Source organism: Micrococcus sp. 116 (assembly GCF_902506395.1).
Classification (GTDB): Bacteria; Actinomycetota; Actinomycetes; order Actinomycetales; family Micrococcaceae; genus Micrococcus; species Micrococcus luteus.
Genome location: NZ_LR732370.1, coordinates 1,594,730 through 1,606,494 on the forward strand (window position 1 = coordinate 1,594,730; position 11,765 = coordinate 1,606,494).

Annotated in this window: 10 protein-coding genes; 4 read left to right on the plus strand and 6 right to left on the minus strand. The window is 75.6% G+C overall.

From position 1 onward, the window contains the following. From rarD to CITRIK5_RS07430, 3 genes are all read left to right on the plus strand, one after another. A partial coding sequence (rarD, locus tag CITRIK5_RS07420; RefSeq protein WP_236557160.1) for an EamA family transporter RarD occupies positions 1-952 on the plus strand: 952 nt, incomplete at its 5' end. A 9-nt stretch (positions 953-961) separates the two neighbouring features. After that, entirely contained in the window at positions 962-1,456 is a 495-nt protein-coding gene (locus CITRIK5_RS07425; RefSeq protein ID WP_041104945.1) for a hypothetical protein, read from the plus strand. Then, complete coding sequence (locus CITRIK5_RS07430; RefSeq protein WP_159833425.1) at positions 1,453-1,950, plus strand: HIT family protein; 498 nt, start codon at positions 1,453-1,455, stop codon at positions 1,948-1,950. Before CITRIK5_RS07425 ends, CITRIK5_RS07430 begins: the two co-directional genes overlap by 4 nt. Before the next feature lie 51 nt (positions 1,951-2,001). On the opposite strand, the gene CITRIK5_RS07435 is transcribed toward CITRIK5_RS07430, so the two are convergent. The 6 genes from CITRIK5_RS07435 to CITRIK5_RS07460 all read right to left on the minus strand — a co-directional run bounded on the left by CITRIK5_RS07435 (position 2,002) and on the right by CITRIK5_RS07460 (position 10,748). Then, entirely contained in the window at positions 2,002-3,066 is a 1,065-nt protein-coding gene (locus CITRIK5_RS07435; protein WP_144824435.1) for a polyprenyl synthetase family protein, read from the minus strand. Continuing rightward, positions 3,063-4,415, minus strand: a complete 1,353-nt coding sequence (locus CITRIK5_RS07440; RefSeq protein ID WP_236557161.1) for a geranylgeranyl reductase family protein — start codon at positions 4,413-4,415, stop codon at positions 3,063-3,065. The genes CITRIK5_RS07435 and CITRIK5_RS07440 overlap by 4 nt, the downstream gene beginning before the upstream one ends. Next, on the minus strand, positions 4,297-6,408 hold the full coding sequence (menD, locus tag CITRIK5_RS07445) for a 2-succinyl-5-enolpyruvyl-6-hydroxy-3-cyclohexene-1-carboxylic-acid synthase (protein ID WP_236557162.1): 2,112 nt from the start codon (positions 6,406-6,408) through the stop codon (positions 4,297-4,299). The genes CITRIK5_RS07440 and menD overlap by 119 nt, the downstream gene beginning before the upstream one ends. Before the next feature lie 116 nt (positions 6,409-6,524). Further along, the gene (locus CITRIK5_RS07450; protein WP_186313156.1) at positions 6,525-8,681 is read right to left on the minus strand and encodes a PhoX family phosphatase; all 2,157 of its coding nucleotides are present in this window, start codon (positions 8,679-8,681) and stop codon (positions 6,525-6,527) included. A gap of 227 nt (positions 8,682-8,908) precedes the next feature. Beyond that, positions 8,909-9,982 carry an o-succinylbenzoate synthase gene (locus CITRIK5_RS07455; RefSeq protein ID WP_159833429.1) on the minus strand — a complete coding sequence of 358 codons (1,074 nt, stop codon included), beginning with the start codon at positions 9,980-9,982 and terminating at the stop codon, positions 8,909-8,911. Between the two features lie 79 nt (positions 9,983-10,061). After that, complete coding sequence (locus tag CITRIK5_RS07460) at positions 10,062-10,748, minus strand: hypothetical protein (RefSeq protein WP_098094529.1); 687 nt, start codon at positions 10,746-10,748, stop codon at positions 10,062-10,064. A 139-nt stretch (positions 10,749-10,887) separates the two neighbouring features. Between CITRIK5_RS07460 and CITRIK5_RS07465 the strand changes: the two genes are divergently transcribed. Then, the gene (locus CITRIK5_RS07465; RefSeq protein WP_236557163.1) at positions 10,888-11,679 is read left to right on the plus strand and encodes a phosphatase PAP2 family protein; all 792 of its coding nucleotides are present in this window, start codon (positions 10,888-10,890) and stop codon (positions 11,677-11,679) included. The last annotated feature ends 86 nt before the right edge of the window (positions 11,680-11,765 follow it).

The following is an 11,765-nucleotide window of genomic DNA, read 5'->3' on the forward strand; positions in this document are numbered from 1 at the left end:
CACCGGTGCCCTGCCCACCGTCTCCCCCGCCCCGGCCGACGACCCGCGCGGGCTGGCCCTCGGCTTCACCGCCTACTTCGTGTGGGGCCTGCTGCCGCTCTACATGGCGATGCTCGCGCCCGCCGGGGCCCTGGAGATCGTGGTGGTGCGCATCGGCTTCGCCCTGATCTTCTGCCTGCTGCTGCTGACCGTGATGCGCCGCCTGCGCGAGCTGGGGACGGCGCTGGCCACGCCCGGCCGCTGGGGCACCACGGGTCTGGCCGCCGGGATCATCGCGGTGAACTGGCTGCTGTACGCGGTCTCGGTCACCACGGGCAACGTGCTCCAGGCCTCGCTGGGCTACTTCATGAACCCGCTGGTGAACGTCCTGCTCGGCGTGCTCTTCCTCGGGGAGCGGCTGCGGCGGGGCCAGTGGGTGGCCGTCGGGATCGCGGTGGCCGCCGTCGTCGTGATGTCCGCGGCGATGGGGCAGGTGCCGTGGATCGCGCTCGGGCTGGCCACCTCGTTCGGGCTCTACGGCTTCGTGAAGAAGCGCTTCCCCTCCCCCGTGCACGCAGTGACCGCGATGACCGCCGAGACCGTGGTGCTGATCCCCGTGTTCGTGGTGGGCAGCGTGCTGCTGGCGCAGGCCGGGCTGCTCACCACGGTCACCGAGGGGCCCGGCCACTTCTGGCTCATGGCCGGGCTCGGCGTGTTCACCGCCGTTCCGCTCATCCTGTTCTCGGCGGCGGCCCGCTCCCTGACGCTGACCACGCTCGGGATGCTGCAGTACACGGCGCCCATCCTGCAGTTCCTCGTGGCGGTCACGGTGCTCGGCGAGCAGATGCCCGCGGCCCGCTGGGCGGGCTTCGGGCTGATCTGGCTGTCCCTGGCGGTGTTCACCGTGGACCAGCTGAACGCCTCCCGCCTGCAGCGTCGTCCGGTCCGGGTTAGACGGGGCGCGCACGCCTAGACTGACGGCATGCCCGCCAAGCCCCCCGCCCCCGTGTACCTCCCGGCCTTCCAGCGGCTCGTCCCGGACCTGTTGGGCGACGCCTGGGCCGAGGACGACGGCCTCGCCCCCGCCGACGTCGACGCCCGGCTGGCCCAGTCCCCCGCGGCGGAGCAGCTCGGCGCCGGGCTCATGATCCCGGCCGCTCTCCGCGAGTTCTACCTCGCCCTGGGCAACTGCGGCGACCTCATGGAGACGGACCACTACGTGTGGGACCCCGAGGACCTCGAGGTGCGGGACGGCTTCCTCATGTTCCTGGAGGACGCGGACGAGACGGTCGTGTGGGGCCTGCCGGTGGACAACCTGGCGTTGCCGGACCCGCTGGTGTGGCGGCGCTCCGCCGGTGCCGACGCGCCCGAGGGCGAGTGGCAGGACGAGGGCGGCACCTTCAGCGAGTTCCTGACGGACCTGCTCGCGTGGACCTTCGAGGACCCCGAGGACGACGACGAGGGGCCGGACCGGTGACCGCGCCCGCCCCGGTCTCCCACGCCCCGGACGGCTACGTCTGCCCGTTCTGCGGGCTCGTGGCCGGCGACGTCTCCGACCCGGGCAACCGCTGCGAGCTCGGGGACACCGTCTACCAGGACGAGGACCTGCTCGTGCTGATCGCCGTGGACGGGTTCGGCGACCACGAGGGCCACGCCATGGTCTGCCCGGCCGAGCACTACGAGAACCTCTACGACCTGCCCCCGCGCGTGCTGCAGCGCATCGCCCTGATGGCCCAGCAGGTGGCGCTGGCCATGAAGCGCGCGTGGGCCCCGGAGGGGGTCTCCACGCGCCAGCACAACGAGCCCGCCGGCAACCAGCACGTGTGGCACTACCACCTGCACGTGTTCCCGCGCTTCGAGGGGGACATGCTCTACCGGCAGCTGCGCCACCCGGTGGCCCCGGAGGTCCGCGCCCTCAAGGCCCGGGAGCTCGCGGCCGCGCTGGACCCCGCCCCGACCCGCCTGGACTGAGCAGCCGCCCCGGAACGAGGCGGCGACGCCGCGGAGCCGCGGACCACGGTGTCAGGCCGAGCGCCCGACCACGTAGTCGGCGAACGCCTCGAGCGCCGTCTTCACGGCGGAGTCCGGCAACGGGGCGAGCGCCTGCTTGGCCTGCTCCGCCCAGCCGCGGGTGATCGCCCACGCCTCGTCGATGGCGGGGTGGCCCGTGAGCGCGGCGACGGCGGCGGCCAGCTGCTCGTCGGTGTCGAGCGGCCCGTCCACGAGCGCGCGCACCCGGCGGGCGTCCTCCGCCTCCGGCCCCTCGCCCTGCGCCGCGCGGGCCAGCAGCAGCGTGGTCAGGGTGGGCACGCGCTCGCGCAGGTCCGTGCCGGGGACCTTGCCGATCCGCTCGGCGTCGCCGGTGAGGTCGATCAGGTCGTCGGCGAGCTGGAAGGCCAGGCCCACCTTCTCGCCGTACGCGCGCATCACCTGGACGGCGGCCTCGTCGGCCCCGCCCAGCAGCGCGCCGAGCATGCCGGCCGCGGCGATCAGCGAGCCGGTCTTGCCGGAGAGCACCGCGTAGTAGTGCTCGATCGGGTCCGCGCCCTCGGCCGGGCCGCGGGTCTCCCACAGCTGGCCCTGCACGAGGCGTTCGAAGGTGTCCGCCTGGATCTGCACGGGCCGCGGGCCGAGCTCGGCCATGAGCTGGGAGGCGCGGGCGAAGATCAGGTCGCCGGCCAGGATCGCCGCCGAGTTGCCCCACAGCCGGTGGGCGGCGGGGGCGCCGCGGCGCACGGGGGCCTCGTCCATCACGTCGTCGTGGTACAGCGTGGCCAGGTGCGTCAGCTCCATCACGACGGCGGCCTGGCGGGCGGGCGCGTCCACGTCGGCGACCTCGCCGGAGGCCAGGGCGGGGTCGCCCAGGAGGGAGGCGAGCACCGTCAGGACCGGACGGACCCGCTTGCCGCCGGCGGCCATCAGGTGGTGGGCGGCGGTGTCGGAGAACAGGTCGTCGAAGCCGAGGGCGGTGTCCAGCTGCTCCTCGACCTGCTCGAGCGCGGTCAGCACGACCTCCAGGACACGGCCGTGCTCGGCGAGGGGTTCGAAGCCGGAGGGCAGGGCGAAGCCGGGGTCTGCGGTGGTCACCGGGCCAGCCTACCCAACGGCGCGCCGCCCGCGGTCGTCAGCGCGGGGGTGAGCGCCTCGAGCACGCGGACGGCCCGGTCGACGGCGTCGCCGCCCCGCGCGTCCACCGTGTTGCCCATGACCTTCACCGCGGCCCGCAGCAGCGGGGGTGCGGCCATCCCGGCGCCCAGTGCCGCCTTCATCACGCGCGGATCGCCGATCAGGCGGGCGAACCGGGCGCCGAGGGCGAAGTGGCGGCCCCACAGGTGCTGGGTGATCACCGGGTAACGGGACAGGATCGCGTCCGCGGCGCCGTCGGTCCCGGCCGCGTGCGCCTGCACCGCCAGGTCCGCGGCGAGGCGGGCCGCCTCCATCGCGAACCCGATGCCCTCGCCGTTGAACGGGGACACCATGCCGGCCGCGTCGCCCACCAGGAGCATGCCCGGCACGTGCTGCGGGGTGCGGTTGAACGCCATCGGCAGGGCCGCGCCGAGGATCCGCGAGGTGCGCGTCTGCTCGGCGATCCCCCAGTCCGCGGTGAGCGCCCCGGTCCAGGACTTCAGCAGCCCGCGGTAGTCCAGCTTCCCGAACTGCGGGGAGGTGTCCAGGATGCCCAGGCCCACGTTCACGGTGCCGTCCGCGAGCGGGAACAGCCAGCCGTAGCCGGGCAGCGGGTTGCCCTCGGCGTCCGGCAGGCGCAGCCAGGACTCCATCCACTCCCCCCGGTCGCCGGGCGGGGCGGGGATCGCCCCGTCGACGGCGGCGCCGGCGGTGTAGTAGGCCCGCACGGCCACGCCCATGGGCCGGTCCTCGCGGCGGTGCAGGCCCGCGGAGACGGCGGCGCGGGCGGAGACGCCGTCGCACGCGAGCACGATCGGTGCGGTGAAGCGGGCGGTCTGGCCGGTCTTGCGGCCGTTCGGCGCGATCAGCTCCGCGTCCAGCCCGACCACGCGTCCGGCCTCGTCCCGCACGACGCCGGTGACGGCGTGCCGCTCGCGGACCTCGGCGCCGCGGGTGCGCGCCAGGTCCGCCAGGAGGGCGTCGAAATCGCGTCGGGTGCGCGTGAGCGCGTAGTCCGGCCACGTCTGGGTGGGTGCCCACGGCACGTCCACGCTGCGCTCGCCCGCGCGCAGCCGCAGGCCGCGGATGACGCGCCAGCCGCCGTCGTCGCCGGGCTCGCCCCGGTGGGGCACGCCGAGCAGCTGCAGCTCCCGGACCGCCTGCGGGGTCAGGCCGTCGCCGCAGACCTTCTCACGCGGGTGCGCGGTCTTCTCGAGCACCACCACGTCCAGCCCCGCCGCGGCGAGGTGGGCGGCGGCGGTGGCGCCGGCGGGGCCGCAGCCGGAGATCAGCACGTCGGCACGGCGCACGACGGCGGGGGTCGAGGCGGGCGCGGGCGACGTCGGCGTGTCGGTCACTGGGGGGCCTCCTCGGCGGCGAGCTCGGCGGTGGGCGCCCTGTCCGACCCGGTGCGCGGCCGGCGTCCGGCGCGGGGTCCGGGACGGGGCACGCGGGCGGGAACGTGGCGCGCACCGCCGCGGCCAGGGCGGCGGCGACGCGCGGGCGGTCGGCGCGGTCGCAGCGGACCTCGAGCAGACGCCGGCCGCGCACCGGGTCGGACAGGGCCCGGACGAGGTCGACGCGGTCGGTGACCCGCGTGTGCGGGAGGCCGTACGCGGCGGCCAGGGCGGCCAGGTCCACGCCGTGCGGGGTGCCGAAGAGCCGTTCGACGGGGTCCGCCATGCCGGGCGCCTCGGCCACGGCCCCGTGTTCGAGGCTCGCGAAGATCGCCCCGCCGTCGTCGTTGACGACCACGAGGTCGAGGTCCGGCTCGGTCTCGGTGGGGCCCACGAGCAGGCCGCCCGCCTCGTGCAGGGCGGTGAGGTCGCCGAGCAGGGCCACGGTCCGCCGTCCGCGCGCCAGTGCGACGCCCGCGGCCGTGGAGACGGTCCCGTCGATCCCGGCGAGCCCGCGGTTGGCGTACACCTCCGCGTCCGGCGCCGAGGGGGGCCGCCAGGTCAGGTCCACGTCCCGGATCACCGAGGACGAGCCCAGCACGAGCGGACCCCGGACCATGGCGGCGCTCACGTGCGCCACCGTCTGCGGGCTGAGCCGGTCGCCGGCGTCGGTGGTGACGAGCGCGTCCTCCACGGCGGCCTGGGCGCGCATCGAGGCGTGCTGCCACGCGGCGAGCCAGCCGGGCTCGCCCTGCCCGGCGAAGGCGGCGAGCTCCTCGAGGGTCTCCACGGGCGTCTCCCGGCGCCGGCCCGGCTCGAACCACGGTGCGGGCTCGGGGGCGTGCAGGGCCGTGGCGACGTCGGGGCGGGCCAGCAGGGCGTTGACCGTCCGGGTGAGCGTGGGCCGGCCGAACAGCACGACCCGTTCGATGCGGGCGGCCAGGGGGTGTGCGTCCGCGTCGCGCCCGCCGGCCGCGCCCAGCAGGAGCGGATAGGCGGCGATGGCGTTGGCGGAGAACCGCGCGTTCGACGACGGCTCGGCCAGCAGGGGCAGGCCCAGGGACAGCGCGAAGGCCGCGGCCGCGGGGCCGGCGCCGTGGCAGGCCAGCACGACGGTGCGCCGCTGGTCCAGGCGGGCGACGTTCAGCTCGGGCAGCCCCGAGAGCACCGCCCCGGGCGCCCGGTAGGTCGACGCGGCGGCGGCCGGGCTCGCGCCGGTCGGGGCGACGGCCGGAGCAGGGGTGTGCGGCGCCGCGGCGGCGGCGCCCATGGCGGCCGCCTCCTCAGGGCTCGGCACGAGCGGGTCGCGGAAGTGCAGGTTCAGGTGGACGGGCCCGGCCGGGGCCTCTGCCATCGTCACCGGACCGGGCGCGCCGTCGTCGGAACCGGCCTCCGCGACGACCCCCTCGGCCGCCAGCAGGGCCCGGCGCACGGTGGCCCGCACGTGGCGCAGATGCTGCTCGGCATCCACGCCGTCGGCGGCGTCGCAGCCGAGGGAGGCGGCATGGCGGACGTGCGTGCCGAACACATCCCTCTGGCCCGTGGTCTGGTTTGCGCCGGTGCCGTGCAGCTCGGGCGGACGATCCGCGGTCAGCGCGATCACGCGCGTGCCGGCGTGGATGGACTCCATCAGGGCGGGCAGCAGGTTCCCGACGGCGGTGCCCGAGGTGGTCAGCACGCCCACCGGGCGCCCCGAGGCCAGCGAGAGCCCGTGGGCGAGGAAGCCGGCCGAGCGCTCGTCCACCCGCACGTGCAGGCGGACCTCGCCGGCGCGCTCGAGGGCCGCGAGCGCGTAGGCCAGCGGGGCGGAGCGGGAGCCGGGGCAGACCACCGCGTCCCGCATGCCGGCGTCGATCAGGGCGGTGGCGACGGCGCGCGCCACGGAGAGGGAGTCGACGGAGGTCATGGTGGCCACCAGTCTAGGCCCGGGCGCGGACGGGCCCCGGACGCGGCGAGGCCGCCACGGTGACGCGGTGGCGCCGGCCGTGACGGCCTCGTCGAGGGTCCTCGCGGAGGCGGGGGTCAGCCCTTCGGGCCCTTGCCGTTGCCGTTGCCCTTGCCGTTGCCCTTGCCGTTGCCGTTGCCGTTGCCCTTGCCCTTGTTGCCCTTCTCCTTGCCGGCGCCCTTGCCGATGCCGTTGTTCCCGGTGGCGTTGAACACCTGGACGACGCACGGACGCGGGGCCGCGACCTTGTCGCCCACCTGGACCGGGCCGGTCGGGCTCAGGAAGTCCGGGAAGGAGGAGGTGTGCGCGCCCCAGGTGCCGTCCTCGCCCGGGTGCTGGACGTTGACGAACACGGAGTTGTCGCGGTCGTGGATCACGGGGCCGCAGGTCTCGGCGTCGCGGGGGACGGCGAGGAACTGCTGGACGCGGCCGCGCTCGGCGCCGTCGAGGGTGACCTTGTGCAGCGCGTCGGCGTAGCCGATGGTGCCGGGCTGGCCGTCGGTGGAGATCCAGAGGTTGCCCTCGGAGTCGAACGCCAGGTTGTCCGGGCAGGAGATCGGGGAGACCTTCTCCTTCGGGTAGCCGGCGAAGTAGGCCGAGGAGGAGACCGCCGGGTCGCCGGCGAGCAGCAGGATGACCCAGGTGAAGGTGGTGGAGGTGTGATCCCCGCCCCGCTCGGTGATCTCGATGACGTGGCCGTCGCGGTTGCCGATGACCGGGTTGGCCTCGTCCACGGCGGTGCGCTTGGTGTTGTTGGTCAGGGCCGCGTAGACCTTGCCGGTGACCGGGTTGGTCTCGACGTCCTCCGGGCGGTCCATCTTGGTGGCGCCCATCTTGTCTGCCGCGAGGCGGGTGTAGACGAGGACCTCGGCCAGGGACATGCCCGGGACGAAGGACGTCTTCTCGTCGGCCAGGGCGATCCACTCGCCGGAGCCGTCGAAGGCGCCGTCCGAGGGCAGGGTGCCCCTGCCGTCGATCTGGGCGGCCGGGGAGTCGCCGGAGAACTTGGCCACGTAGAGGGTGCCCTTGTCCATCAGGCGCATGTTGTGCTTCTTGTCGCCCTCGCGGACCTTCTCGGCGGAGACGAACTTGTACAGGTAGTCGTGGCGCTCGTCGTCGCCGGAGTAGACCACGGCGTGGCCGGACGGGGAGATCACGGCGGTGCCGGCCTCGTGCTTGAAGCGGCCCAGGAGGGTGTGCTTCACGGGCGTGGAGGTCGGGTCCTCGGGGTCGATCTCGACGACCCAGCCGAAGCGGTTGGCCTCGTTCTCGTAGCCGGGCTTGGTCAGGTCGAAGCGGTCGTGGACCTTCTCCCAGCCGCGGCTGGTGGCGGCGGCGGAGATGCCGTAGCGCTTCTCCTCGGCCGTGCCGCGGCCCTTGAAGTACTGGTTGAAGTTCTCCTCGCCGGAGAGCACGGTGCCCCACGGGGTGGTGCCGCCGGCGCAGTTGTTCAGGGTGCCCAGCACGCGGGTGCCGGTCGGGTCCTCGACGGTCGTGAGCAGCGCGTGGCCGGCGGCCGGGCCGCGGACCTCGAACTCGGTGGTGCCGGTGATGCGGCGGTTGCGGCGGCCGCCGCGGACGTACTCCCACGGGGCGCCGCGCTTGGCGCGCTTGAGGTCCACGATGGACAGGCCGTGGGCCTGGAGGCCGACGTTGACGACGTCCTCGAAGTTCGAGGCGATGTACTCCGGGGAGAACATGATGTTCTCGTTGGTGTACTCGTGGTTGGAGACGAGGTAGCCGGAGCGGTCGTTGCCGCCGTCGGTGATGATGTTCAGGTAGTCGTTGTTGTAGCCGAACTGGGCGGCCTGCGACGCACCGGTCTGGTGCTCGATGTCGAACTCCGGGGAGTCGGCGAACAGCGGGTCGCCCCAGCGGATCACGGTGCCCCAGTCGTAGCCCTCCGGCACGGTCATGGTGTCCACGGTGCGGCTCACCGGCGCGATGGGCTCGAAGGGGAGCTTGCCGCCGCCGGTCGGGCGCCGGCCGTTGTCCGCGAGCGCCTCGGGGGCCTGGGCCACCTGGGAGCCGATGACGACGGCGGCGGCGAGACCGGTGCCGCCGACCAGGGCGGAGCGGCGCGAGATGGCGGTCTCCGCGATCTGCTGGAAGGTCGGGTTCGCCGAGGTGTTGGGCACCGGGTGGGCGCACGCGTTGCCGCACTTGAGCTCGCACGTGACGGCGGAGCGGTTGCCACGGGTGTGGCCGGCCATGGGGAGGAGGCGCTTCAGCATGACGGGGTCCTTCGCGTCGTGGGGATGGTCCGGGGTCCGGTGCCGGGCCGGAGACGACCCCGGGGTGAGACCGGCCGGGGCCGCCATCACCTTGGCCCCTCGCTCCGAGCGGCGAGCCACGCCCAGGTGGCCGCGAGTTGAACTCTTCCCGGCCGCCGGATTTCGCCCCGTCGACATGCTGTAATCCGGCTCACATGCCCCGCGTCGACGGGGACCGGGCGGGCTCGTCAGCCCTGCGCGGCCAGCACCGCGTGGGCCGCGCGCAGGCGGTCGGCCCACCACGCCTGCCGCGTCCCGTCCGCCCGGATGCGGTCGAGCAGCTCCGGGTCGGGGGCGGGTGCCCGCTCCCCCGGTGCCGGGAGGGCCCCCGCGCGCGGGCGCCAGGCCGGGGCGACGACGTCGTGCTCGAAGAGGGCCGCGGTGCCGAGCCCGCACGCGTGCGGCAGGGACGGCAGGCAGGCGGCGAGCGCGGCGCCGCCGGCGATGCCCACGGAGGTGTCCAGCGCGGAGGAGACCACCGCGGGCAGCCCCGCGGCCGCCACGATCGCCGCGGCGCGGCGCACGCCCCCGAGCGGCTGGACCTTCACCACGATCAGGTCCGCGGCCCCGGCGGCCGCGACGGCGAGCGGGTCCTCGGCCTTGCGGACCGCCTCGTCCGCGGCGATCGGGGTGGGGACGCCCCGGGCGCGCAGCTCCGCGCGGACCTCCGCGAGGGCGGTGATGCCGGGCACGGGCTGCTCCGCGTACTCGAGGCCGACGTCGGCCAGCGCGGTGAGCACGTCGACGGCCTCGGCGGGCGTCCAGCCGGCGTTGGCGTCGACGCGGACCTGCGCGTGGGGCAGCAGCGCGCGCACCCGCCGCACGCGGGCCAGGTCGGCCTCGCGGCCGCCGGGGACGAGACCGCCCTCGGGTCCGTGCTCGGCCACCTTGACCTTGACCGCGGTGATGCCGTCGCCGTAGCGGGCCAGGACGGCCTCGACGTCGTCCGCGGCCACCGCGGGCACGGTGGCGTTGACGGGGACGGTCTGGCGGACCGGGGCGGGCCAGCCCTGCCAGCCGGCCTCGATCGCGGCGGCCAGCCACGCGGCGCACTCGTGCGGACCGTACTCCGGGAACGGGGAGAACTCGGCCCAGCCCGCCGGGCCGCGCAGCAGCAGGGCGTGGCGCAGGTCCGTGCCGCGGAACCTCACGCGCATCGGCAGGGCGACCGCGACGGCGTCGGCCAGCAGCTCCTCGACGCTCGGCAGGGCGGGACCGCCCGGCGCGCCGGGCAGCGGGGGCAGGGCGGGGGCGGTGCTCATGCGGCCAGTGTAGGAAGGGCGCTCGGCTCCCGTTCCGACGGGCGCCGGCAGCGTGGGGCGCCCGGGACGGCGCCGAGGCTCAGACGGCGCGGAGGTAGCCGAGGGCGCGGGCCAGGTCCACGGCGCGGTCGTGGGCGCCGAGCACCCCCTCCAGGCCGGCGACGACGGCGGCCGTCACCTCCTCGGTGAGATGCCAGTCGGCGGTGAACGGGTCGTCGAAGCGCGCCCACGCCGTGCCCACGGCCGCGAGCGCGCGGGTCATCTCGGTGAGGTCCCGGAAGACCGGTCGCGGCTCGTCCAGGCGGTCCTCCCAGCCCTCGTCTCCCGGGGCCATGAGCACCTGACCGGTGGAGGCCGCGTGGATGAACGGGTCGGCGCCCTGCTTGGCCACCACGGTCCAGTCGTCGTTCCAGTCCACCAGCAGCGCACCGGTGCGGTGGTTCCACCGGTAGCCGGCCTGCTCGTCCCACAGGCGGTCCAGCGGGAAGAACATCACGGGCAGGCCGAGGGTGTCGATCTCCAGCCACTCCGGCCCCACGTAGCGGTAGAAGTCGGCCAGGTCCGGGGCGAGGGGCTCCTCGGCGGCCCACTCGATGGGCTCCTGCCGGCTCAGCCGGCCGAACGGGGCCAGGGCGTCCCGGGCGGCCAGCAGGTCCTCGGCCGAGAGACGGGGCCGGGCGCCCGGTTCGACGCCCGGGCCGGGCGCCGAGCCGGTGGAGTCGCGGAGGGCCGGGCGATGTCCGTGGGCGGGGGGCACGCGGGTCATGGCCCCAGGCTAGGCAGGCGGCTCCGGGGCGCGGAGGACGGGACGGCGACGGGGGCGTGACCGTCCGATGAAGCCTGCATGACCCCGCGCCCCGCGCCGCCTCCCCTCGTGGACGTGGTGGCTGGCGCTGGCCGCGTGCGTGGCCGGCGTCGTGCTGGTCTACGCCGCCCTGGTGTGGTCCTCCGCCGGCCAGGTGCTCGAGTACCAGGTGTTCCGCGCCGTCGAGGAGCGCTACGCGGACACCGTGCCGGACGTGACCTCCCAGGTGGTGCGGATCCTGCCGCTCGCGTTGGCGGTCGGCATGGCGCTGGCCTCGCTCGGCGCGCTCGCCGTGGCCCGGTGGCGGCGGCGGGGGCTGCTCGCCCTCCTCGTGCTGGCCGGGTCCAACCTCACCACGCAGCTGCTCAAGGCGGCGCTTCCGCGGCCCGAGCACGCCGACGGGGTCCCGTGGTCCGGCGGCAACTCACTGCCCTCGGGCCACATGACGCTCGCGACGGGCGCCGCGGTGGCCGCGCTGCTGCTCGTGCCCGCCCGGTGGCGACCTCTCACCACCGTCCTCGGCGCCGTGGTGAGCTCCTGCACCGGCGCCGTCGCCTACACGGAGGCCTGGCACCGGCCGTCGGACATGGCCGCCGCGGCGCTCGTGTCCGCCGCCTGGGGCCTGCTCGCCGTGCCGTTCGCCCGGTACGACGGCGCACCGCGGCCCGTACCGCGCGGCGCCCGCGGCGTGGAGGCCACGCTCTGGTCCCTGGGCGTCGCGGGCCTGGCGGCCGGGCTGACGCTGCTGGCCCTCACCCTCGACACCCCCGCGACCAGCGGCGCAGGCCCCCACCCGGCGGCCGAGCCGGCCGGGATCCTGCTCAGCGCCTCCCCCGCGGTCCTGCTGTGGGGCGCGCTCGGCACGGCCTTTCGCCGCGGCCGCGCGGACTGACCCCTCCCCGCACGCTCACCGCACCCCCACCACGCGACGAGCCCTGCGATGTGGCGGCCTTCCGCGAGGTATGGCCGCCACATCGC

Excerpts from the sequence above, each read along its gene's own strand:
- CITRIK5_RS07425 (WP_041104945.1), top strand. The coding sequence starts at position 962 with ATGCCCGCCAAGCCCCCCGCCCCCGTGTACCTCCCGGCCTTCCAGCGG.
- menD (WP_236557162.1), bottom strand. The coding sequence starts at position 6,408 with ATGACCTCCGTCGACTCCCTCTCCGTGGCGCGCGCCGTCGCCACCGCC.
- CITRIK5_RS07450 (WP_186313156.1), bottom strand. The coding sequence starts at position 8,681 with ATGCTGAAGCGCCTCCTCCCCATGGCCGGCCACACCCGTGGCAACCGC.
- CITRIK5_RS07455 (WP_159833429.1), bottom strand. The coding sequence starts at position 9,982 with ATGAGCACCGCCCCCGCCCTGCCCCCGCTGCCCGGCGCGCCGGGCGGT.
- CITRIK5_RS07460 (WP_098094529.1), bottom strand. The coding sequence starts at position 10,748 with ATGACCCGCGTGCCCCCCGCCCACGGACATCGCCCGGCCCTCCGCGAC.